Here is a 24,394-nt window from a genome sequence, read left to right as displayed (position 1 = left end):
AAATATTACAACGTATTAACTAAGCAACCAAATGTCAAGTTTTCTAATTAAAAACGCCTTGATTATTAATGAAGGCAAAAAGTTTGCAGGAAGTGTTCTTGTAAAAAATCAGCTAATTGAAGAAATATATACTTCAGCTCCTGAAGTTACGGATAAGAATTGGACTGTTATTGATGCTGCCGGAAGATTACTGATTCCGGGTGTTATTGATGATCAGGTTCATTTTCGTGATCCGGGAATGCCACAAAAAGGTGACTTGTATACAGAATCGAGAGCTGCCGTTGCTGGCGGAACTACCTCCTTTATGGATATGCCCAATGTGAAACCACAAACGGTAACTCAGGAATTGCTAACTGAACGTTATAAATTAGGCTCTGAAAAATCTTTGGCAAACTATTCCTTTTATATGGGCGCTACAAACACAAACCTGGAGGAGATTTTAAAAACAGATCCGAAATCGGTTTGTGGCATTAAGATATTTATGGGCTCGTCGACCGGAAACATGTTGGTAGATGATATTGACACGCTTTCGCAGATTTTTGAAAAATCGCCCATGTTGATCGCAACCCACTGTGAGGACACTCCCACCATTGATAAAAATCAGGCTGAATATCAGAAAAAATTCGGTGATGACATTCCTATGGAGTATCATGGTGTGATAAGAAGTGCCGAGGCTTGCTACAAATCGTCATCGAAAGCTATCGAACTGGCAAAGAAATACAATACACGTTTGCATATTCTGCATTTGTCGAGTGCAATGGAAATGGATTTGTTTGATAATTCGATTCCTGCAAAAGATAAAAGAATTACCAGTGAGGTTTGTGTTCATCATTTATGGTTTGATGATAAAGATTACCTGACTAAGAAGTCGAGAATACGTTGGAATCCTGCAATTAAGACAAAAAAAGATCAGGATGCGCTTTGGGAAGCTCTTTTGGATGATCGTTTGGATGTGGTTGCAACTGACCATGCTCCTCATACTCCGGAAGAAAAGGATGGCAACTACATGCAAGCCGCCGGTGGTGGTCCTTTGGTTCAGCATTCGCTGATAGCAATGATGGAACAAGCACGTAGAGGAAAAATCAGTATGGAAAAGGTAGTGGAGAAAATGTGCCATACTCCGGCTGAAATTTTTCAGGTTGAAAAACGTGGATTTATTCGCAAGGGATACTACGCCGATTTGGTTCTTTTAAAAGAAGATGACTGGACAGCTACCAATGCCAATTCTTTATACAAATGTGGATGGACTCCTTTTGATGGTGAAAAATTCCAATATAAAGTAGACAAAACCTTTGTTAATGGTCATTTGGCCTACGACAATGGTGTATTTGATGACAGTACTAAAGGAATGAGGCTGAGTTTTGAAAGATAGAAGTGAGATTTGAGAAATAAGAAAAAAGGTAAAAGTAAAAAGGTGAAATCTTCAAAATATGAAACACTATAATCTTATAGTTACAGCTCTGATTTTTTCAGGGCTGTTTTTGTTTTCCTGCCAGCAGAAAGACACTGTTGAAAACAAAGAATATTCTGGTGTGAAAATCGCCAATCCTATTATTTATGAGGTTTTGGTGACTAATCCGAATCCGGAAGATGATTGGAAAACTGAATGCCTTGCAAATACCAATATTCACGATCTGGTGAAAGACATTATTAATGCGGTAAGAAATGGAGATCTTCCAGCCTTTGATTATTACGACAATCATCAGTTATCAATTCCTGAACTTGAAAAAATAATAGCTGAAAGTGATTTGATGAATAAAACGGGAAACATTCAGTTTGAAGAGGAATGGTTTTGGGATGCGAAAAAGCTTTCTCTTGAAAAGAGAGTTAAAAAAATGATGTTTGGCTACGAGATATATGATGCTCTGGGAAAAGTCAGAGGATACAAAGCCAGTTTTGTAGTGGATTTAGATGCTGATAAAAAATGATCGTTTGTAATTTTCACTAATTTTAAACCAATTCCAATTCTTAGCTATCAACCGCCATTAATACTTTCAAACAGATTGTTCATTTTCTAAATTTACATTTACTTTTGTACGGCATTTGAGAACATACGGCCTTGCCTAAGAAAAAAGGCCCGAAACTTCTCACATCTACAATCTTATATCATAAAAAAATGAAAGTACTATTTATAGATTCAACCCACGCACGTTTGAAAGAAATGCTTGAAGAAGCAGGGTTTGAATGCACTTATGCTCCTGAAAAAAACAAAGAAGAACTTCTGGCAATTTTTCATGAGTTCGACGGCATTATTATCCGCAGTAAATTCAAGTTGAACAAGGAAGAATTAGACCAGGCTACTCGTCTGAAATTTATTGGTCGTGTGGGTGCCGGATTGGAAAACATTGATGTAGACTACGCCGAAAGCAAAGGGATTAGATGCTTTAATGCTCCGGAAGGAAACAGAGATGCGGTTGGTGAACATGCTTTAGGAATGCTGCTCTCTCTTTTCAACAACTTGTGCCGGTGCAATTGGGAAGTTAGAAATGGAATGTGGCGACGGGAAGAAAATCGAGGCATCGAAATAAAAGGAAAAACCATTGGTATTATTGGATATGGAAATATGGGCGGTGCTTTTGCCCAACGCCTGAAAGGTTTCGGTTGCAAAGTTATTGCCTACGACAAATATAAATTCGATTATTCGGATGAGTTTTGTGAAGAAAAACAGATGGAAGACTTGTTTGAGCAATGTGATGTTTTGAGTTTACATGTTCCGCAAACGGAGGAAACAATGTTTATGGTGAATGATGAATTCCTTAATAAATTTAAAAAGCCAATTTACCTTATTAATACTGCTCGCGGAAAAGTTGTTCGTATTGCTGATTTGGTGAAAAATTTAGAGACAGGAAAGGTAAAAGGTGCTTGTTTGGATGTACTGGAATATGAAAAAACTTCATTCGAAGATTTGCATGCATCGGAGCTGCCCGCAGAGTTTCAATATTTAATCGAATCGGAAAAAGTATTGCTTAGTCCGCACGTTGGAGGCTGGACACATGAATCGAATATTAAACTATCGGAAGTTACGGCTCAAAAGATTATTGATGAATTTGGAGAGTAATGATTCTTACTAAAATACAAAACCTTTAATTAAATTAAAGGTTTTGTATTTTAAATATGAAGCTCCAGCTTAGGCTCCTCAATCTGAATAATATGACTTCTGATTTCTTCTGCAATGCTGAATAAAGTTTCTATTTTTTCCGGCTCAACGAACCATCTGTCTGTTGTAAAAATTCCAAAATGAGATCTGTTTATTAATGACGGAACAAAACTGGTATTTACAAGATTCACTCCGATTTTAAGCCTTTTATCAAACTCCAATGAGTTACAAATCAATTCTTGTATCTCTAAATTCTTAAAAATATTATTTGTCCCGATAGAATCAAACTCCTCTATCACCACCTGAGAATCGAAAGATTCATTGCCCGTTTTATAATCGCTCTGCGATAAGAAAGGATTAAATATATCCTTTATATTTTTCTTTCTGATAAGTATTTTAGCTGATCTGCACATCGATATTGGGAAAAAAACACCACTAAACGTTGATTTTTCATTTATCTTTCGAGAATCTCCAAAACATACAAAATAACTATTCTCACCTCCATTATTAGGAATATACAGATTTCGAAGATTATAAATAAGAGGATTCAAAGCATTACCATGACAATGCTTCACTGAAAAGTCAATATTTCTATTAGACTGCCTTGCAAATTCTTTTAACTTCTGAATGCTTGTTTTTCGCTTTTTCATGAGTTTAAGTTAATTACATTATTTTATGTAAAAATAATCACCAATACCACAAGTATTACTGTTCAATTCAATTTACCTAAAATCCACTTAATAGAAAAATATTTTTTCTCAAAAATCTTTACTCAATAGCATTTAATCAACAATTAAAAGCCTTTCATCAACAAATATGAACCTATAAACAGAACCTAAAAAACGATATTATTAGAATTATGAGATACGGTACTACGGAAATTATTTTTGCCTATCCATTAAAAGTTTTGACAGAAAAGCAACTGATTACGACAAATTCAACTATTCAGGCAAGTTCTGCGAAGGAAGAATGATTGAAGACTTGTTTGAGCAATGCGATATTATGAGTCTGTATGTGCAGCAAACAAAGGATACGATGTTTATGGTGAATAATGAATTCCTGAATAAATTAAAAAAAACTGATTTGCCTTATTAATACTGCACACGGAAAAGTGGTTCGTATTGCCATCTGGTGAAAAATCCGTATCTGGTCAGATGAAAGGTGTTTGTTTATCAGATTGAAGCGGAAAAAGCATTGCTGAGTCTGCACATTGGTGACTGGACACATGAATCGAATAGGAAACTATCGGAAGTTAGGGCTCAAAAAACTATTGATGAATTTGGAAAATAGAGATATTTAGAACAAAAAACTCCGCCCAAAGCGGAGTTTTTTTTATTTGTAATTGTAAATTCTAAAATCCATAAGCCATGCCGATTCCAAAGTAATGGTAAGCCTCATCGGTTAATTCAATTTCAGCTTCCATAATCAGCGACCATCCATTTCCTACAGCAACTCTTATGCCGATTGGCACCCAAAGAGGGATAGTTGTTTCATCGCCAAAATTAATATCCATATCTAATCCGGCAATCAATTTTGTACCCGATGCCAAGGGAACTGTTACATTGGCCGTTCCATCGAAACCAAAGTCATGAAAATGGTGAGCTCCTGCTGACAATGAGAGATTCTTACTGATTCCGAACTCCACATCGCCACCGTAATAAGTTTCATCGCCAAAAGCACCAATTTTAGCTCCCAAATCGATATTTCTTCCAACGCCTACTCCTGCATGGAAAAACATTAAAAATTCATTTGATCCATTGGATACTAACATCGAGGGTTCAAATCCAATCGACGCCTCACCATTTTTTAAAATTCCTGATGTATTAAAAATTTGGGCATTCGAAAATGCTGCAACAAATAAAAACATCAGTACAAATAGTATTCTCTTCATTTCAATAAATTTTATCATTCTCTGTCAAAAACACTTCAATCTCTATTTTTATCATGTATTCGCTGAAAATTCAAGGTGCATAGTCAAAAATAAATCGTACATAATTCTAAAAGATTACTTATACGATCTTCTTTGCAAATTTAATAAAAAGCTGCACAAAGTTTTAAATCCCTGAGCAGGATTAATTCACGAAACTCATCATTGGAGTGCTTCCCATCAATAAGCTAATCTTTCCTCTCTGAGCCAAAGGGATTTCCATACTGAGAAATGAGGGACACTTTGTGAGAGAAAGCGTTCCATTTAATCCAAAAAAGTGCTAATCAAGTAAAAACACAAAGAGATCTCCCATTGCGGGATCGTTTTCTAACTGCCAACAGCTGAATACGAATTAGAAATTCTGTTGCTCCTTACCCCCTGATTAAAAATCAGGGGGATGGTATCAGATCTTGAGCCTCTGGGTTTAATTTGATACTGGATGCTTCTTTTTTCGAAGGAAAAAATAAACCTTAACGTATTTAATAGATTGCTTTTGCGATATCACGAACACAATCGGATGCCATAAGTGTATAAAAGTGTAAGGAAGGAACCCCGTGCTGAATCAATTCTTTTCCTTGCTGAATTCCCCACTCTATACCAACTTGCTTTACCTCATCGTTGGTTTTGCATTTGCGAACTTCGGCAGCTAATGCTTCAGGAATATCGGTTTTGAAAATCTGAGGAAGCACTGTTAACTGGCTTAAAGCAGATATTGGCTTGATACCCGGAACAACAGGAACTGTAATACCGGCATCGCGAACTTTCTTTACAAAATCAAAGAATTTCTGATTATCGAAGAACATTTGGGTAACGATGTATTCAGCTCCGGCATCCACTTTCTTTTTCAACCAATAAATATCGGAATCAATATTTGGAGCTTCTTCGTGTTTTTCAGGATATCCGGCCGTACCGAAAGAAAACGGAGTTGCAAAAGGCTCTACATGTGTGCCATCCAAAAACCCGCCTTTGTTAATTTCATTCACCTGATTGATTAAATCGATCGCATATTTGTGCTCTCCTTCACTGGAAATAAAAGCATGGCGGGAAGATGAATCACCACGCAGTAGTAGTAAATCGTAAATACCCAGGAAATTTAAATCCAAAAGTGCATTTTCAGTCTCTTCCGGGGTAAATCCGCTGCAAATTACATGAGGAACAACAGTTATTTTGTATTCATTTTTTATTGCTGCCGCCACTGCTACCGTCCCCGGGCGCTTTCGGGTAATTTTTTTTTCAATTAAACCACTTTCCGATTCTGTGAAAACCACCTCGTCGCGATGTGCTGTGATATTAATGTACTTAGGATCGAATTCCTTTAGCTTATCTATCGTGTTAAAAACTTTGTATATGCTGTTTCCCCTCAAAGGAGGCAACAATTCAAATGAGAAATGTGTGGTTTTATTCTCAATTGCCTGATTTAATAGTTCGATTACTTTCATTGGTTAAATTTAGATGTGAGATATTAGATTTAAGAAATAAAATTCATTCCCGATACTACCAATTCTCATAAATCATATTTATAATATAGCTGTTAACAGCTTCTTTGCCTTCTCTTCGGATATTCCTTTTCGGGAGGCATAATCCTTTAATTGATCTTCCTTAATTTTATCGATAGAGAAATACAATGCCTCCGGATGAGCGAAAATCAATCCACTCACCGAAGCTGCCGGATACATGGCAAAACTTTCGGTTAATGTTGCTCCTATGTTTTTTTCAACATCCATAAAATCCCAAAGCACCTGTTTTTCGGAATGCTCGGGCAATGACGGATATCCAAAAGCAGGACGAATTCCCTGATAATGTTCACGAAGCATCATCTCTATGTCAAGATCTTCGTCGGCAGCATATCCCCAATCTTCTTTACGGATTTTTTCGTGCAGTAATTCGGTGAAAGCTTCCGCCAAACGATCAGCCAAAATCTTAATCATGATGCTGTTGTAATCATCATGATCTTCGGCAAATTTCTGAAGTATTTCTTCAATACCCAAACCTGCTGTTACCACAAAGGCGCCCACATAATCGATTCTTTCCGATTCGATTGGAGCCACAAAATCGCTCAAACACAAACTGCTCAGTCCTTTTTTAAACTTCTCCTGTTGACGAATGCCGCAAAATCTGGTAATTTCATTTGTTCTGTCTTCATCGGTAAACAATACGATGTCATCGCCAACACTATTGGCAGGAAACAATCCGTAAACCGCACTTGCTTCAATCAATCCTTCGCGCTCAATTACATCCAACATGTAATTGGCATCATCGAAAAGAATTTTAGCTTGTTCCTTAAAATCCGGATCTTCCATAATTTCAGGATACATACACTTTAGCTCCCAGGCTACAAAAAAGAAAGTCCAGTCGATGTATTTGCGGATTTCGCCAATCGAAAAGTTATTTAGAACCTGCAATCCTGTTTTGTTTGGCTGGTAAATAGGAGCGGTTTTCCAATCAATTTGCTCTCTGTTTTTCCGGGCCTCATCCAAAGTATAGTATTCAACCGGTTTTTTATTTTCATGATCTTCACGCACAATTTGATACTCATCACGGGTTTTTGCCAAAAAATCTTCTCTTTTATTTTTATCGCACAACTGCTTAAAGATCCCAACCGACTTGGACGCATCTACAACGTGAACCACACCATTGTCATAGTTTGGTTCTATTTTTACTGCTGTGTGTAATTCCGAAGTGGTTGCACCTCCTACTACCAAAGGAATATTCAAGCCCTGCCGCTTCATTTCTTCGGCAACAAAACACATCTCTTCCAAGGATGGAGTGATCAGCCCGCTTAAACCAATTGCATCCACGTTCTCTCGTATGGCGACTTCTAAAATTTTTGAACTTGGAACCATAACGCCCAAATCAATCACCTCGAAATTGTTACATCCTAAAACTACGCCAACAATATTTTTCCCAATATCGTGTACATCACCTTTAACGGTCGCCATTACTATTTTACCGGCATTTTTCGCATCGGTCAAACTATTTTTCTCTTCCTCGATAAAAGGTTGAAGATAAGCAACAGCCTTTTTCATTACCCTTGCTGATTTTACCACCTGAGGCAAAAACATTTTCCCTTCGCCAAACAAATTGCCAACAATGTTCATTCCATCCATCAAAGGTTGTTCAATCACATCCAATGCGCGAGGCAACAACTGTCTGGCTTCTTCAGAATCCTGTTCAATAAAATCGGTGATTCCTTTTACCAGAGAATAAGAAAGTCTTTCAAAACAAGGTTTTTCTCTCCATGCATCGGCTTTCACCTGAACTTTCCCTACCGATTTCAATCCTTCGGCCAATTCAATGAGTATCTCGGTAGCCTCAGGCTTGCGATTCAAAACCACATCTTCTACTTTTTGTAAAAGTTCTGGTTCTATTTCATCGTAAATCTGTAACATTCCCGGATTTACAATTCCCATATCCAAGCCTTCTTTTATGGCATGATACAAGAAAACAGAATGCATTGCTTCCCGAACTGTATTGTTTCCCCGGAAAGAAAAAGACAGATTGCTGATTCCTCCACTAATTTTAGCATGTGGCAAATTGGCTTTGATCCACTTTACGGTTTTGATATAATCAACCGCATAGTTGTTGTGTTCTTCGATTCCTGTGGCAATTGCCAATACATTGGGATCAAAAATGATATCCTCGGCCGGAAAGCCAACCGTTTCGGTTAATATTTTATAGGCTCTTGCGCAAATTTCAGTTCTTCGCTGGAAAGTATCGGCCTGTCCTTTTTCATCGAAAGCCATTACAACAGCAGCAGCTCCGTATCTTTTTATTTTGGTTGCATGATCGATAAATTCTTCTTCACCTTCTTTTAATGAAATTGAATTGACCACACATTTTCCCTGCACACATTTCAATCCTGTTTCCAACACCGACCATTTTGATGAGTCGATCATGATGGGAACACGGGAAATTTCCGGTTCAGACACCAATAACTTTAAGAAAATATCCATTTCCTTTTCAGCATCCAACATGGCATCATCCATGTTTACATCGATGATTTGTGCTCCGTTTTCAACTTGATTGCGAGCTATCGAAAGTGCTTCTTCGTATTTTTTCTCACGAATTAAACGGGCAAATTTTATAGAACCTGCCACATTAGTCCGTTCTCCTACATTCACAAAATTGGTGAGCGAATTAATTCGAAGCAATTCCAATCCACTCAAACGGGTTTCCTTTTCTACAACCGGAATTTCTCTGGGGCAGCACCTTTAACCGCATCAGCTAATATTTTAATGTGTTCTGGTCGGGTTCCACAGCAACCTCCAACAATATTTATCTTCTTATTATCCAATAATTCTTTTAAATCACCCAACATGGTTTGAGGAGTTTCGTCGTACTCTCCCAATTCATTTGGCAAACCTGCATTCGGATAAACACTCACATAAACCGGAAGCAACGTATCCAATTGTTGAATATACGGCACCAAATCTTTGGCTCCAAAAGCACAATTCAATCCAATACTCAGCAATCGGTCACATTTTACTGAAGTAACAAAAGCCTCCAGGGTTTGTCCCGAAAGAGTTCGTCCACTGTTGTCAGTAATGGTTCCCGAAATCATGATTGGTGTATCCAATCCTCTTTCTTCCAGCAATAAATCAGCCGCATAAATCGCAGCCTTGGCATTTAAAGTATCAAAAATTGTTTCTATCAAAAGGGCGTCTACTCCACCATCCAGTAATCCCTTTATCTGCTCGGTGTAAATTCTCACCAAATCATCAAAACCTACATCCCGATATCCAGGATCTTCAACCTTTGGCGACATGGAAGTCGTTTTGTTGGTTGGGCCTATTGCTCCCGCTACCCAACGTGGAGTATTTGGATCAATAACATTCATTTCATCAACAGCAGCACGGGCATTTTTCACTGCTTCAAAATTCAGTTCATAGGCCAATTCTTCCAATTGATAATCGGCCAATGATATTGCATTGGCATTAAATGTATTGGTCTCAATAATATTGGCTCCGGCTTCCAAAAACTTTTGATGAATCTCCTTAATGATTTCAGGCTGAGTCAAAGTCAGTAAGTCGTTGTGTCCTTTCTGATCACTTGAAAAATCTGCAAAACGGGTTCCACGAAAATCTGCTTCAGTCAACTTGTGCGCCTGAATCATTGTTCCCATGGCACCGTCTAAAACAAGAATTTGCTTCTGTAATGCCTCTTTAATAGATGTAAATTTCTGTTCCATATTAATTTGCGACTGTTAGATAGATTGCAGTATTACTGTTCTTTTGTTCTACCAGAACATGATGTTTGTTCTGTATTTCTTCGATTGTCGCCGGCGTATAATGCCGAACGGTGATCAATTCCAAATCCTCACTCAATTCAACCTCATACTTTTCTTCCAATTCTGCCACCAAATCCTGCATATTTCTGGCTGAGCTATTGGCACAGAATGCAAAGCTAACCGCAGTGTTCTGAGTAAAATTAAGCTTTATTCTATACTTTGTAACCAGTGTAAAAATAAAAACAAGGTCTTTTTCACCAATAAAAGAAAAATTCAGCGGTTTTAAAGTCACTAACAACTGTCTTTTTTTTACAATGTAATTTGGCAGCAATGGTTGCGGCTGATCTCCTTTTGTAATTAAAGTTCCTTTTTGCGATGGATCGATAAATGATTTCACCCACAAAGGAATCTTCTTTGCCTGCAACGGCTTTATGGTTTTCGGATGAATTACCCTGGCTCCGTAATAAGAAAGCTCTATTGCTTCATGATAAGGAATTAAATCCAATTTGGTTGTCACATCAAAATAATCAGGATCTGCATTCAAAATTCCCAATACATCTTTCCAGATGATCATTTTATCAGCGCCAAGCAAATGAGCTAAAATTGCCGCTGTGTAGTCTGATCCTTCTCTTCCTAAAGAGGTGGTGAAACCATTCGGATCTCTGGCAATAAAACCCTGTGTAATGTATAATGCAGCCGGATTATCTGGAAATACGGCATTGGCTTTTTCTTTCGACGAATCCCAAAGAATGTTGGCATCTACGTAATTATCATCGGAATCCAAACAGGTTCGAACATCAATCCACTTATTATTTTGTCCGATATGATTTAAATAAGCAGCTACAATTGTTGTTGATAAAAGTTCTCCAAAACCAATCACCTGATCGTATTCAAAATTGAACTGGTCGGATGATGGTTTTGAAATTTTGGTTTTCAGCTCGATGAAAAGAGCGTTTATTTCCGAACTGACCTTCGCCGGAACTTCTTCGAATAAATCATCGATCACTGAAGTGTGGTTTTCCTTCAGCAGATCAAAAAGTTCCAAGGCCTTATCATTTCCGGAAAAATAAGCATCTACAATTTCTTCCAGCAAATTGGTTGTTGTACCAATTGCCGAAATCACTACTGTAAGCGGACGCTTTACTTTGCCAATAATTTGACAAATATTTTTAATAGCAGCAGCATCTTTAACCGATGCACCGCCAAATTTGTATATGATCATTTCTAGTTAGATTTGAGATGCGAGTCCCGATAGTAATCGGGATGAGATTTTACATTGATTTCCATTATTCAAAATTACTCATCACCCAAATAAGCCAGGAAAATATCTTTCCCTGCAATTTGCTTACGGATATTTATCAGTTTGGAAAGATTCAATGTTCCAATTACATAGTTAAAATCTTTTCCAGTCAGCGATTCCGATATCTCCTTGAAATCAAATAATTCCAAATCGTTTTTATCTGTGTATCTCAAATAAATCTCAACATCCATATCGTTGGTGTATTCCAAACCACCATAATATTTCAGCTTTTTATATTCGTATTTGTAATTGTAGGCCAAAGCTGTTATATCCGATAAAACTGCCGATCCGGTTGGATGCGCACCAGCTCCTTTTCCATACATAAACTGGTTGTCGTAGAAATTCCCCTGAATTAAAACGCCGTTGTAATGACTCTCAACCGTATAAGCATGCTCTGTTGGTCTCACAAATTTTGGAGCCACAAACAAATTCACCCTATTGCCGTTTACTTTGGTTACTTTTCCCAGCAATCGAATTTTATATCCCTTTTGCGATGCCAACTCAATATCTTTTGGTGAAAGATTCGCGATTCCCGAATTAAAAACCTCATCGGGATGCACAAACAAACCAAATCCGTGAACGGTAAGGATAATCAGTTTGTATAAAGTATCGAACCCACCAACATCCGATGTAGGATCACTTTCAGCAAATCCTAAATCCTGTGCCTCTTTTAATGCCAGATTGTAATCCAGATTTTCATTGAAAATCTTTGTCAGGATATAATTAGATGATCCGTTCAGGATTCCACTTACCGATTGCAATAAATCATTGTCGTAGTACTCTTCCAAATTTCTGATAATAGGAATACTTCCACATGCCGAAGCTTCATACAAAAATGAAACCTTGTATTGCCACTGCAGTTGAATCAGTTCCTCGATATGATAGGCCAGCATTTTTTTATTGGCAGAAACCACATGCTTTCCATTTTGCATAGCTGCCTTTACAATCTGATAGGCCACATCTGCATCGTCAATTAATTCTGCAACAACATTAATTTCCGGATCATTCAAAATATCTTCCGAATTTAATGTGAGTACCTCAGGATCTATGTCCCGTTGCTTAGCTGCATCTTTCACACAAACTTTTACGATAGATGCATCCAAACCTTTGCTGTTTTTTAGAACGTGAGCCAATCCGGAACCTACAACACCGTAGCCAAAAACGCCTATTTTTAGTTTATTACTCATTTGATTTTGCTATCGTTTAAGAATGTTTTTAATACTTCAGTTAATTGTTCCTGTTCCAAAAGGAAGCCATCGTGCCCGTAAATTGAATTGATTTCCAGGAATTCTGCATTTGGAATGTTGTCAGCAATGAATCGTTGCTCCTGAATTGGGAAAATCTGATCGGAATTTACACCAATCACCAATGTTCTTGATTTGATTTCGTTCAAAGCAGGAACTAAACCATTTCTTCCACGGCCAACATCATGACTATCCATTATTTTTGAAAGATGCCAATACGAATACGCATTAAATCTGCGCGCCAGCTTCTCGCCCTGATACCTCTGATAAGAACTTGCCCTGTAATGATCTGTTTTGCCTTCTTCATTTTCCTGCTGAGAATGATCGTAAGTTGAATAAGTTCTGTAACTGAGCAGAGCAATCGATCTTGCCACGCGCATGCCATTCAAACCTGCTTCATCATTCGATTCTTTCCAGGTAGGATCAACTTCAATTGCCATTCTTTGCGATTCGTTGAAAGCAATTCCCCAAGGAGAATGTTTTGCATTGGAGGCCAATATCACCAAATTGTCCAACTTCCCATTCAACAGATAAGCCCACTCCATGGCTTGCATGCCGCCAAGTGAGCTTCCAATCATCATATGAATACGTTCTATTTTCAAATGCTTTCTCAAAATTTCATGTGCCCCAACCAAATCCCGAACCGTTAGTTGTGGAAAATCATGATAATATGCCTGCCCGTTGTCCGGATTTTTTGAAAGAGGTCCGGTTGAACCGTAGCAGGAAGCAAGAGTATTGTCGCAAACTATGAAGTAATCTTTTGGATTGAAAAAATCATTTTCTCCAAATAATCCTTCCCACCAATCGAAAACATCCGAATTAGCAGTAAGAGCATGACAAACCCAAATCACATTATTCCTTTGCGGATCGTATTCCCCATAGGTGTGATAGGTAAGCTCCAACTCTTTCAGACACTCACCTGATTCAAGTTGTAAACCTTCTTTATGGATGTAACATTCTGGATTCACTGTTTATTGATTTTGTTTTGTTTGTTGTTTTTTACTTTGTGAAAATTTCACCCAAAATATTCTTGAGCGAAATCTTAAGTTCCCAGTCGAAAATCCGACTAAAAAATTTCCAACTGGGATTGACTATAAGAACTAATTGATTGTCTCTATGTTAATTGCTTTCTCAACAGATTGCTTGATGTCAGCTTTAATGTCTTCGATGTGTTCGATACCTACCGAAATACGAAGCAACCCCGGCTCAACACCCGAAGCTTTTTGCTCTTCCAGACTCAATTGCTCATGAGTGGTTGAACTTGGATGAATAATTAAAGATTTTGCATCTCCCAAATTGGCAACATGTGAAAGAAGTTCCACACCATCAACCAATTTATCGGCAAGCTCTTTTCCACCTTTTACTTTAAAAGTTAAAACAGAGCCGGCGCCTTTTTTGAAATATTTTTGAGCTCTTTCGTAGTAAGGACTGGATTTTAGGCCTGGATAATTTACCTGATCCACCCAATCCTGTTCCTCTAACCATTTGGCAAGAGCGACTGTATTTTCAACATGACGATCCAAACGAAGTGAAAGAGTTTCCAATCCCTGTAATAAAAGGAAAGAATTGAACGGACTCTGGCTGCATCCATAATCCCGTAAACCTTCTACTCTGGCACGAATTGCAAAAGCAATGTTTCCAAATGGTCCGTCGGCGCCAAAAACATCCCAGAATACCAATCCATGATATCCTTCTGAAGGCTCAGTAAACTGAGGGAATTTTCCATTTCCCCAATTGTAGTTTCCTCCATCAACAATTACTCCTCCAATAGCTGTTCCATGACCGCAAATCCATTTGGTTGCCGATTCCACAACAATATTGGCTCCGTGCTCCAACGGACGGAATAAATATCCTCCTGCACCCAGAGTATTATCCACGATAAGCGGCAAATCATATTTCTTAGCTATTGCAGATATCTTTTCAAAATCCGGTATTGAGAATTTAGGATTCGGTAAAGCCTCAACATAAATGGCTTTGGTTTTTTCATCGATCAACGGAATAATAGTATCCGGCTCATCGATATCAACAAAACGACACTCTATTCCCAGTTTTTTAAACTGAACCTTAAACTGATTGTATGTTCCTCCGTAAATCTGAGAAGCACTTACAAAGTTGTCACCAACTTCCAGAATATTTGTTAGTGCTAAAAACTGGGCAGCCTGACCGGATGCTGTTGCAACAGCTGCAACTCCACCTTCCAAAGCCGCAATTCTTTTCTCGAAAACATCATTGGTAGGATTCCCCAAACGAGTATAAATATTTCCGAATTCTTTCAATCCAAACAGGTTTGCTGCGTGTTCTGAACTATTAAAAGTGTAAGCTGTGGTTTGGTACAAAGGAACTGCTCTCGAGTTGGTTACTGCATCAACTTCCTGACCTGCGTGTATCTGTAATGTTTCGTATCTTAAATTATTTGACATAGCGATTCTGTTTTTCGAACAGGCTGTTTGCTGTCAGCCATTCACTTTTAGCTACTACATAACAATCAGATTATCTGACTTGTTATTCAGCTTAAAAGCCTATTCCTTGATTTAAAAATTGATTAATTTGTTAGAAACTGAAGTTTCTGAATGTCGCAAAAACATATCTGCTTAGATTCAAACATTCTGAATGTGGTTTCAGATTTGGTTGTACCTATTCATCGTTCTGTAAAAACAGAAATATAAAAAGTAAGCAAAATTGAATTTGAATTCCCGGGTTCGGTGTTATTTTATACGCACCAGTATCTAAAAAAAGGGAAAGATTTTAGAAAGAATGCGTTAAATCATACGCATCATTTGCTGCATTCGCATCATCAACATGGTTGAAGATTGCAACGTGAAGTTTTGCTCCTGATGAGCCTGCTGATTGTAATTAATTTGAGTCTTCTTCATAATCTGTTAATTTATATTCACCAAAAATTTGGTCAGGATTTGACACCTTTCAGCTATGGAAGCCGCGGTTGTCAGAAGGTCAACGAGCCTGTTCTCTTACTTCTTCTGTATAAATTATAGATATTCTCCTGAGAGATTTACCTTATATAACGGGAACAAAGATAGGGAAGTTTTTGAATTCACCAAACATTCCCGACCTCTTTGTCTTTTATTTTTTTACAACAGCACAAATTGTGCAGTATCTCTGCTTCGCTGTTCCAGCAGTATTTCCCGGCCATTGGTCATTCTTTCAACGGCTTCAGAATTGTGATGGCGAATCGTAATCAACTCCAGATTTTCATTGTATCTCACTTCAAATTTGGTAGAAATTTCTTCAATTAAATTTTTCAACCTTCTATCTGAATTATCAACACATACCGAAAAACTAATTGCCGAATTCTGAATTAAATTTACTTTCACCTGATGTTTTGCGAAAATGGAAAACAACGAACTTAAATTTTCTTCCAGTATGAAAGAAAAATCACTTGGTCGTATCGAAATCAGCACCTGATCTTGTTTACGAATATAAACAGGAATCAACTGATCCTGCTTTTTAGAAGCTGTACTAATTAAAGTTCCGGATTCATTCAAATTAAGAAACGAACGCACCTGCAATGGAATTTTCTTTTTCTTAATTGGCTGTATGGTTTTGGGATGAATTACTTTAGCGCCGTAAAAAGCAAGTTCGATGGCCTCCTGATACGAAATACGCTCTAATTTTTGCGCATCGGGCAGCCATTTTGGATCTGCATTCATAATTCCGGGAACATCTTTCCAAATGGCCAATTTATCCACATCAAGGATATAAGATAAAATTGCAGCGGTATAATCGGAGCCTTCCCGTCCTAAAGTTGTTGTCTGATTGGTTTTAGTTCCACCCAAAAATCCTTGGGTTACGTATACAAATGTGTTGGTAAAACCAAAGGCCTGAGGTACCAATTTCTGAGAAAGTTCCCAATCAATCCGTCCTTCTTTATAAGTATCATCCGTTTTTAAACAAGTACGGATATCCACCCACTTATTTGGCGTACCGCTTAAACGAAGGTATTCAGATACAATTGTTGTAGAAATCAACTCTCCAAAACACACAATTTGATCGTAATCAAATTCGTAACTTAAGGAGGGTGATTTTTGCAGATAAGCCCGCAACTGCCCGAAAAGAGATTCTATTTTCGAAAAAACAGCATCATCCTTTTTGGAAAACAATTCATTTATGATCTTTGTATGGTATGTTTGCAATGCATCTACTTTAGATTCAATCCCATCCTTTTTAGCTGCAAAAGCATCAACGATCTCTTCCAAAGCATTGGTTGTTTTGCCCATTGCCGACAATACAATAATCATTTCCTCTCTGTAGGATTGTACAATTTTCACAAAATTCCGTACACCATCAGCACTATTTACCGAAGCCCCGCCAAATTTAAATATGTTCATCAAAAAAATGTTAGATAATTCTTACTAAAAGGTTATTTAAACCCGCTTTCAAAATAAAAATTGAAGTTACAAAATATTGTTTCAGCATTACAAAGTTTGTGAAATTTTAAGATCATTCTGTAATTCATTTCGCACTTTTTAATCGCAAAAAAGAAAAAAACGCGGTTGAAAACAAAAACCTGTTTAATGCCATTAAAACAACAATTTTCCTTTCACTTATTACATACCTAATATACCAAGGCTTCACACCTTAAAATTAATTACCGTAAACGTCAGTCTGTCTAAAAACTCATCAAACTGCTCAATTAAGTGTTAAATATAGCGGTTTTAGGGATACATAAAAATTGAAAATGCTTTTATTTGGAAATAGAATTGAGCTTCTTATTTGGGCGACACTTAACTTTAACAGCAGTATTAATTCAAGAAAATAAGATAATTGCTGTATTGCCCATTCCATAAGGGTTTTCAGGCCAATAATATTGATTAAGCGGCGCAGGTTGTAGGCGGTCATTTGTAAGCCCACATCGGCACTTGCCCTTGCGATGCCTTTTTTTGTCATAATGTGATCGAAGCCCCATTGTCGTTTTATGGTTCCGTAAGGATGTTCGACTATTGCCTGCCGTCGTTTGTAATAAGTTTGATTCTGATCTGCGCGTTGTTTGTTTACCTCAATGAGATCCTGGTATTCGCTGCGTTGTATTGCCTTTCCACAGACTGCCTTGCTGCATTGGTCTTTTACACTGCAGTTTGCACAGGCTTTGGTCGTATAGCGTTTAAACTGGTAGGTTCTGGCCTGGTGCCATCTTCCGTTAGTTCTTAGTTGTTGGTTTTGCGGACAGGTATAATAATCCTCCTGCTTGTTGTATCCGAAATTGTCTACATTATATTCTGGATTCGGTGCTTGTGCTGCCACTCTGGGTATGGCTACTATGGTTTCAATACCCAATCGATCCGCGACAGCGAATTCTGAACCGGTATGGTAACCTTTATCGTAAAGAGCCGTGAATTGGTTGCTTCGTAAAATCGTTTTTGCACGCTGCAGCATATTACCCATGGCTTTGCTGTCGTTGGCATTTGTTACTTTGTAATCGATGGGGATGTTGTTTTCTGCATCAACCGTGGTTTGTATGTTATAAGCGACTTCGGTAATGTTATTACGGGTAATCATCTGACGGCTGTCAGGATCGGAAGTAGAGATTTGAGGCTGACCTGTTTGCTTGATTTGACTCTCTATATTTTGATACTCCTTTTTCCGATCAGTTTGTTTGCTGATTTCTTCTTCGATGATCTTTTTTTTATCGCCGTCACTTTCTGCCAATGCCTTTTCATACTCCGAAAGCTTGTTCTCAATATAAGCTAAATGACAGTCAATCTTTTTTTGATTGAAGTTGTTTTTCTTGCTGTTTTGTGCCCTGAGTTTGGTGCTGTCACCGGCCAGCAATTTTCCTCCAATCAAATTAAAGTGTTTGGCCAGTTGAACGGTTTGCCGGAATACTTTTTTTATTGCTTTGGGATTGTCCCGTCTAAAGTTGGAGATGGTATTGTGGTCAGGGCTTAAGCACCTGAGCAACCACATAACTTCTATGTTTCTCGCACACTCTTTCTCTAAACCCCGGGAGGAGCGGGTTCTGTTCAGATACCCATAAATGTAGAGTTTGAGTAAATCCGATGGACGGTAAGCCGGTCGTCCGTTTTCATCAAAATCAACTTTAAAACCAAAGTCATTCAAATCAAGGCTGTCAACAAACAGGTCGATCAAGCGAACTTCATTGTCTTTAGCAATTGACTGATCCAGTGAGATGGGAAAAAGATGAGTTTGTGTTCTGTCTTGTCCTTGTATAAATCTCATACCATAAGATAACAAAGTGTTGAAAACCTGCCAAATACAGCAATTATAACTTATCAACAACTTATCAAGGTTTTTAGACAGTCTGACGTTTGAAATAAGTGTTTCGGCGTTTCACAAAAAAGCATAACTTTATGCCACCAAATGAATGTAAACCAAAAAGCCTTAAAAAAATGACTGAACACAACAATGTTCAAACTCTAAATCAATTCATCATCCAAAGACAATCCGATCATCCTGGAGCAAAGGGAGAATTATCCCGGTTACTTCATCATATTGGAATTGCATCTAAAATTGTAAACCGTGCTGTGAACAAAGCCGGTCTGGTTGATATTTTAGGTGAACATGGAGATCGAAATGTGCAGGGAGAAGATCAGCAGAAACTGGATGTTTTTGCAGATACTCACTTTATTGATGCCTTAAAAGCCTGTGGTGAATGCTGTGCTGTTGCATCGGAAGAAAATGAAGAAATCATTATTTTTGATGATGAATTGAGTAAACATGGAAAATATGTTTTCGCAATGGATCCGCTTGACGGCTCATCGAACATCGATGTAAATGTTTCGATCGGAACAATTTTCTCGATTTACGAACGCCTTTCTCCCCGGGGAGAAGTTGCTAAAATTGAGGATTTCCTTCAGGAAGGAACCAAACAGGTTGCTGCCGGATATATCATTTACGGTTCGTCAACCATGTTGGTATACACCACCGGAAAAGGAGTAAACGGTTTCACTCTGGATCCATCAATCGGTGAATTCTGTTTGTCGCATCCCAACATTAAAACACCAAAAACAGGAAAAATTTACTCCATCAACGAAGGGAATTACATCAATTTTCCAATGGGTGTAAAAAAGTACATTAAGTATTGTCAGGAATATGATCAAAAATCAAACCGCCCCTACACTTCCCGATACATAGGATCTTTGGTGGCCGATTTTCACCGAAATTTATTGAACGGTGGTATTTTTATCTATCCGCAAACCAGAAAAAACCCCAACGGAAAACTTCGTTTGATGTACGAATGCAATCCAATTGCTTTTATTGCAGAACAAGCCGGCGGTAAAGCTACCGATGGCACGCAGCGAATTTTAACCATTAAACCAAGTTCGCTTCACGAACGTGTTCCGTTTTATACCGGATCGACTAACATGGTGAAGAAAACCGAAGAGTTTTTACATTTCTTCAACAACATCTGAAATAGAATTTTCAGAAGAAAAATTTAACACACTACTAAACAAAGCCACTTTTCAATTGAGAAGTGGCTTTGTATTCTTTACTTATTGGTCGCTTATTCTTTTAAAACCATATCAATACACATTACCGCGGCAAGAATAAGAATTCTCATCGGATTATCTGCAGTCACTTTCTCATCAATCGCCAACATATAATTATCTGCTGATGTAAACAATTCCTTGCCAATTCCAGCCCATTTTTTACTTACATGAGCAAACTCGGTTTCCCCTTTACTGAATTTAAAATCCCAGCTGGTCCATTTTCCTTTAAGAGTGCACAAAATATTTTCAGTAGAATCAATAACATCAAACTTGCCACCTATTGAGAAAAATTTTTGTTTGAATTTTCCCAATAAATTATCATTCTCATCAAAAACTTCAACTGTAGATAAGAAGAATGAAACACCTCGTTTTATTGTTAGTACTTTTTCACCTGAAACAGTTTTAATTTCAATATTAAAAGGAGTCATTCTCTTGTAATCAGTAAAGCGAAGCATCTTGGTAAAAAAACCAAGTTTTTCTTCCCTGCAGGTCATTATCATTTCCTGATTTTCAGGATTGAAAATATCAAAATTATTTGCTGCTTTGAACATGCCAACATGTTCCTTCACGAAAAATGAATTTCGACTTAAAATTGGATTCATATTTTATCTATTTTGTTGAATGGTCTCACTCCATTTTGTAAGAGATGCCAAAAGGTTATCTTAATTTAATTTCATCGTTACTATTTTAGAGAAAAACACCTTGCCTGCCTGTAAGCCTTAAGCAATACTATTATCCATAAAATTTTTACGAAAGTAAACATTATTTACAATCAAGTATAATAATGAATGCCTAAACTATGATACTTTAAACCGAATTTACAGAAGAAATTATTGTAACACACCACAAAACAAAAGCCACTTCCCAATTGGAAAGTGGCTTTTGTTTTGTTCTTACCGCAAGTTTGCAACCTGTAATTCTCCTCATATTACTTGCTTATGCCAGAAGTCGAAGATTTCTAGCAGATCAAACACTTAGAAATATCAATTCATCCCTAACAATTCTAAAATTTCACCTTCCTTCAAAATACAAGCATCTTTACCCTGCTCAATTTTAATTTCCATCTTCTCAACCTTTGAAGGGCCGACTCCTTTCCCTGCACATAAAATATTAGGCTGTTTCAAAATCTATTACTAAAAATTTCATTTTATATTTTCTTTAAATTATTAATCAATAAATATTCTTCACTAACACTTGCAATCACATGCTCTTCTTGCAAGCCTGCAAACACCTCCCCATTTCGGTAGAGCTATTTCTACATGCCTGCAGCAACTGTTTTTTTTCGGTAAAATGTGCTTTGCAGGCGTGCAGCAACTATTCGACAGCTGTGAAATGGTGTATGCAAGCATGTTTACCCTATTTTACTACAATCGAACATGTTCTGCAGGCATGCAGCAGCTATTCGATTTCGGTAGAGTTGGCTTTACAAGCCTGCGTACTATATTCCTCCGAAAAAAAGTAAACGCTGCAGGCTTGCAGCGCATACTTTTCTGTATTTACAATCGGATTACACTTCGGGAGCAGCAACCTCTTCCTCAACCTTTGCTTTCGATACCGTTCTGGGGAACAAACGGTCGGCATATTTCCGGCCAAACAACTTTACCGCATCCAGATAATTGAATTCGTATTGTTTGCGCAAATCGGCCTGAGCCAATCCTTCATTTGCAACAGCCATTTCCACATTGGTTTTGGCTTGTTGCTTGTTGGATATTGCTGTGCGCACTTCGGCAATGGCTCTGGTAAGTGGCGCATATTGTACCGCCAAAACGTGCTCTTCGCCTAAGGCTTTAATACGTTCAGCAATTTGATTAGCCTTATCAACTTCTTTGGCAAATGGTGCACGTACAATGTCGGAATACTTCCCATCGGGAAATAACATAGTAAAAACAGGTCGTCCCGGATTGTTACGGTCGTATTGTTTGGCCACATCGGCCACGTTTCGAATGCTATCGTCCAATACCGCATCTCTCAGCATCAAATCATCATGAGCAGCATCATACAATTCCCTCTTTTTGTCGGTTTCGTCTCTTTTTTCTTTTAAAACAATAATTTTAGGGGCTATTGCCTCTGCTAAACCTTCTGCTCCTTTGGTTTGTTTACAAAGCCTGGTATGGCGATTCGAATTGTTAATGTGTACCTGCGACGACATTTTGTCGTTTAATAGTTTTGCCATTTCATGTTGATTTTAGTGAAACTAATTCTCTGTATTATTTTTGTAAATTGTTCCTACCTATACGGATCATAAACTATCATCAAGCTCTTCAAACTCACCAATCATCTCTGATCCCACTCAATTCTTCTATATTATTTTTTATGATCGAATTTTTAAATTTAACAATTCGATTATTAAAATACACATAATTCTCTTTATTATTTTTCACAACTCCATTTTAAACACTCATCAAGTCTCATCAACAAGCTATTGACACTCCATCATCTTTGTTGTAATTTTACACAAGCACCCTACATTGCTTCCAATTCTCTTCGCACACATATGTATATTTTAAATCCAATTCGTGAATAAATCAATATCAAAAGCAATGAAAAATACAGTTTACAAACTCTTAATAAGCCTGTTTCTATTTACGGTTCCCCTTATTGCTTTCAGTCAAAACGGGAAAGTCATTATTAATGATATTGAGCTGAATGAAACTCAACTTACCAATCTTGAAAATGAATATGGCCTAAAACCCAAAGCAGGAAATTACTGGTACGACAGCAAAAGTGGTTTGTATGGAGTTGTTGGTTATGCTTCTTTCGGATTTATGCTGCCCGGACACGATTTTGGGGAATTAAAATCAGACGCATCTGCCGGCAATACAAGTGTAGTTGTTAACGGGCGGGAACTGCCCGAGAACGAATGGTTGGTGTGGAGCTATGTATTGGGTTATTACATTCAACCAGGCTTTTACTGGTTCGATGATCAGGGGAATGCCGGTTACGAGGGCAATCCAATTCCTACTGTTAATTTGTATTTGGCTGCTCAGCAGAACTATTATATGGGACAAGGCAGTGGCGGAGATAATTTCTGGTCAACCCGCTTTAGTGCCGGCAATTCCGATCAGGGCAATACCCGCGGCTATGTTAGTGTTCCCGGATACGGCCCTGTCGGTTATGGATTTTAAATTAAACCTCCAGCAAACAAGTTAACTCGTCGCTCGTCATGCTGGGGATAAATTCGGTGATTGCATAATCGGCTAAATCATTTTTGTGAAAAGGATCTTTAGCCAGAATTTCTTCCAATTGTTTTTTATCCTTCACTGTTGAAAGTATTACGCCTCCTGTTCTCGGAACTTTTCTGCCCGAAGCCTGAAAATTTCCCAAAGCATACTGCTCTTTTAAATACTGAACGTGATTGTTCAATTCTTCTTCTACCTTTTCGATAGGTACTTTGTAGGTTAATGAAATGATAAACATGATTTTATTATTTTTTTAATCTTAAAATTATAGTCTCAACAGTTTCAAGTGGTATTCCACTTTTTCGTGCAATTTGTTTTATAGAAAGTCCTTCGTTTTTCATATTCATCACAAATACTTCCATAGGCTCTCCCACTTCAATCAGATGATTGTCGGGATCAAAAAAACGAATGGACCTTTGTCCCCAGGATTCTTTATGAATTTCATGTAAAAACACTGTTTTTTTCATTTTCAGTCTCTCACAAAACTCTTCAAGCAACTCCGTTTCAAAATACAATTCGAATCGATTCAAATCACCTTTTGTGTTCAACTCTTTCTCAATAATATGATTTGGTGCCGGTTCCCAAATCGTTAAACCACTCTTAAATATCACATTCTTTCCAAAATCATGTTCTATTTCCTGATTAAGTACACGAATGTAGAAATCTTTTGATATTTCGATATCCTTTACAAATAGTACTGACGAATGAAATTTCATATCCCTTTATTTTTTTTTTACTTAAAAGCAACAGATGTGCATGTTATCAAACCAACGACATTTCCTTTTGCCTGCTTTATACTTGGTTCTTTCCACTTGTTACTTCGTTCTTGGTTCTTGGCACTTGGTTCTTGGCACTTGTTACTTGGTTCTTGTTACTTGGTTCTTGTTACTTGGTTCTTGGCACTTTTAACTTGTCCCTAAAATATTTTCCCTAAATTTGCGAATCAAATAATAA

The 24,394-nt window shown here is 37.6% G+C and carries 20 protein-coding genes and 1 riboswitch; of the genes, 5 read left to right on the top strand and 15 right to left on the bottom strand.

What is annotated here, in order from left to right; genetic code table 11:
* Window positions 1-31 precede the first annotated feature (31 nt).
* The 3 genes from ACY0M5_RS05660 to ACY0M5_RS05650 all read left to right on the top strand — a co-directional run bounded on the left by ACY0M5_RS05660 (window position 32) and on the right by ACY0M5_RS05650 (window position 3,058).
* Complete coding sequence (locus ACY0M5_RS05660; protein WP_461631081.1) at window positions 32-1,372, top strand: dihydroorotase; 1,341 nt, start codon at window positions 32-34, stop codon at window positions 1,370-1,372.
* Between the two features lie 58 nt (window positions 1,373-1,430).
* The gene (locus ACY0M5_RS05655; RefSeq protein WP_124993882.1) at window positions 1,431-1,928 is read left to right on the top strand and encodes a hypothetical protein; all 498 of its coding nucleotides are present in this window, start codon (window positions 1,431-1,433) and stop codon (window positions 1,926-1,928) included.
* Between the two features lie 188 nt (window positions 1,929-2,116).
* Window positions 2,117-3,058 (top strand): 2-hydroxyacid dehydrogenase, encoded by a 942-nt coding sequence (locus ACY0M5_RS05650; protein ID WP_461631080.1) that lies wholly within the window; start codon window positions 2,117-2,119, stop codon window positions 3,056-3,058.
* A 50-nt stretch (window positions 3,059-3,108) separates the two neighbouring features.
* Here the strand turns inward: ACY0M5_RS05650 and ACY0M5_RS05645 are convergent, their stop codons facing one another.
* The 11 genes from ACY0M5_RS05645 to ACY0M5_RS05595 form a co-directional block, all read right to left on the bottom strand.
* Complete coding sequence (locus ACY0M5_RS05645; protein WP_124993884.1) at window positions 3,109-3,747, bottom strand: hypothetical protein; 639 nt, start codon at window positions 3,745-3,747, stop codon at window positions 3,109-3,111.
* 701 nt (window positions 3,748-4,448) lie between these two features.
* Window positions 4,449-4,988, bottom strand: coding sequence for a hypothetical protein (locus ACY0M5_RS05640; protein ID WP_461631079.1), 540 nt, complete (start codon window positions 4,986-4,988; stop codon window positions 4,449-4,451).
* A 515-nt stretch (window positions 4,989-5,503) separates the two neighbouring features.
* A complete protein-coding gene (metF, locus tag ACY0M5_RS05635; protein ID WP_124993887.1) occupies window positions 5,504-6,463 on the bottom strand; it encodes a methylenetetrahydrofolate reductase [NAD(P)H] in 960 nt (319 codons plus the stop codon).
* A 78-nt stretch (window positions 6,464-6,541) separates the two neighbouring features.
* Window positions 6,542-9,190 carry a methionine synthase gene (gene metH / locus ACY0M5_RS05630; RefSeq protein WP_461631078.1) on the bottom strand — a complete coding sequence of 883 codons (2,649 nt, stop codon included), beginning with the start codon at window positions 9,188-9,190 and terminating at the stop codon, window positions 6,542-6,544.
* A gap of 14 nt (window positions 9,191-9,204) precedes the next feature.
* Entirely contained in the window at window positions 9,205-10,212 is a 1,008-nt protein-coding gene (locus ACY0M5_RS05625) for a homocysteine S-methyltransferase family protein (RefSeq protein ID WP_461631077.1), read from the bottom strand.
* A 1-nt stretch (window position 10,213) separates the two neighbouring features.
* Window positions 10,214-11,473 (bottom strand): aspartate kinase, encoded by a 1,260-nt coding sequence (locus ACY0M5_RS05620; RefSeq protein WP_124993889.1) that lies wholly within the window; start codon window positions 11,471-11,473, stop codon window positions 10,214-10,216.
* A 74-nt stretch (window positions 11,474-11,547) separates the two neighbouring features.
* Complete coding sequence (locus ACY0M5_RS05615; RefSeq protein ID WP_461631076.1) at window positions 11,548-12,738, bottom strand: homoserine dehydrogenase; 1,191 nt, start codon at window positions 12,736-12,738, stop codon at window positions 11,548-11,550.
* Entirely contained in the window at window positions 12,735-13,763 is a 1,029-nt protein-coding gene (locus ACY0M5_RS05610) for a homoserine O-acetyltransferase family protein (protein WP_461631075.1), read from the bottom strand. Before ACY0M5_RS05610 ends, ACY0M5_RS05615 begins: the two co-directional genes overlap by 4 nt.
* Window positions 13,764-13,895: 132 nt before the next feature.
* Window positions 13,896-15,215: an O-acetylhomoserine aminocarboxypropyltransferase/cysteine synthase family protein gene (locus ACY0M5_RS05605; RefSeq protein ID WP_461631074.1), complete on the bottom strand. Its 1,320-nt coding sequence runs from the start codon at window positions 15,213-15,215 to the stop codon at window positions 13,896-13,898.
* Between the two features lie 461 nt (window positions 15,216-15,676).
* Window positions 15,677-15,784, bottom strand: a riboswitch (SAM riboswitch).
* Between the two features lie 100 nt (window positions 15,785-15,884).
* Entirely contained in the window at window positions 15,885-17,141 is a 1,257-nt protein-coding gene (locus tag ACY0M5_RS05600) for an aspartate kinase (RefSeq protein WP_461631073.1), read from the bottom strand.
* A 301-nt stretch (window positions 17,142-17,442) separates the two neighbouring features.
* Window positions 17,443-18,990 (bottom strand): IS1182 family transposase, encoded by a 1,548-nt coding sequence (locus tag ACY0M5_RS05595; RefSeq protein WP_461629368.1) that lies wholly within the window; start codon window positions 18,988-18,990, stop codon window positions 17,443-17,445.
* Between the two features lie 170 nt (window positions 18,991-19,160).
* Between ACY0M5_RS05595 and fbp the strand changes: the two genes are divergently transcribed.
* Window positions 19,161-20,183 (top strand): class 1 fructose-bisphosphatase, encoded by a 1,023-nt coding sequence (gene fbp, locus ACY0M5_RS05590; protein ID WP_461631072.1) that lies wholly within the window; start codon window positions 19,161-19,163, stop codon window positions 20,181-20,183.
* A gap of 92 nt (window positions 20,184-20,275) precedes the next feature.
* Here fbp and ACY0M5_RS05585 read toward each other — a convergent pair whose 3' ends face one another.
* A complete protein-coding gene (locus ACY0M5_RS05585; RefSeq protein WP_124993895.1) occupies window positions 20,276-20,863 on the bottom strand; it encodes a phospholipid scramblase-related protein in 588 nt (195 codons plus the stop codon).
* Window positions 20,864-21,768: 905 nt separating this feature from the next.
* Window positions 21,769-22,434, bottom strand: a complete 666-nt coding sequence (locus tag ACY0M5_RS05580; RefSeq protein WP_321320564.1) for a hypothetical protein — start codon at window positions 22,432-22,434, stop codon at window positions 21,769-21,771.
* Between the two features lie 367 nt (window positions 22,435-22,801).
* Between ACY0M5_RS05580 and ACY0M5_RS05575 the strand changes: the two genes are divergently transcribed.
* A complete protein-coding gene (locus tag ACY0M5_RS05575; protein ID WP_124993897.1) occupies window positions 22,802-23,386 on the top strand; it encodes a hypothetical protein in 585 nt (194 codons plus the stop codon).
* Between the two features lies 1 nt (window position 23,387).
* Here ACY0M5_RS05575 and ACY0M5_RS05570 read toward each other — a convergent pair whose 3' ends face one another.
* Both ACY0M5_RS05570 and ACY0M5_RS05565 read right to left on the bottom strand, forming a co-directional pair.
* Window positions 23,388-23,678 carry a YciI family protein gene (locus ACY0M5_RS05570; RefSeq protein ID WP_124993898.1) on the bottom strand — a complete coding sequence of 97 codons (291 nt, stop codon included), beginning with the start codon at window positions 23,676-23,678 and terminating at the stop codon, window positions 23,388-23,390.
* A 7-nt stretch (window positions 23,679-23,685) separates the two neighbouring features.
* Window positions 23,686-24,156: a VOC family protein gene (locus ACY0M5_RS05565; protein WP_124993899.1), complete on the bottom strand. Its 471-nt coding sequence runs from the start codon at window positions 24,154-24,156 to the stop codon at window positions 23,686-23,688.
* Between the last annotated feature and the right edge of the window lie 238 nt (window positions 24,157-24,394).

This window comes from Labilibaculum euxinicum, from assembly GCF_963678175.1.
In the GTDB taxonomy this organism is placed as follows: Bacteria; Bacteroidota; Bacteroidia; order Bacteroidales; family Marinifilaceae; genus Labilibaculum; species Labilibaculum euxinus.
Note: the sequence above shows the minus strand (reverse complement) of the source record. Positions and strands in the feature narration are given on the sequence as shown.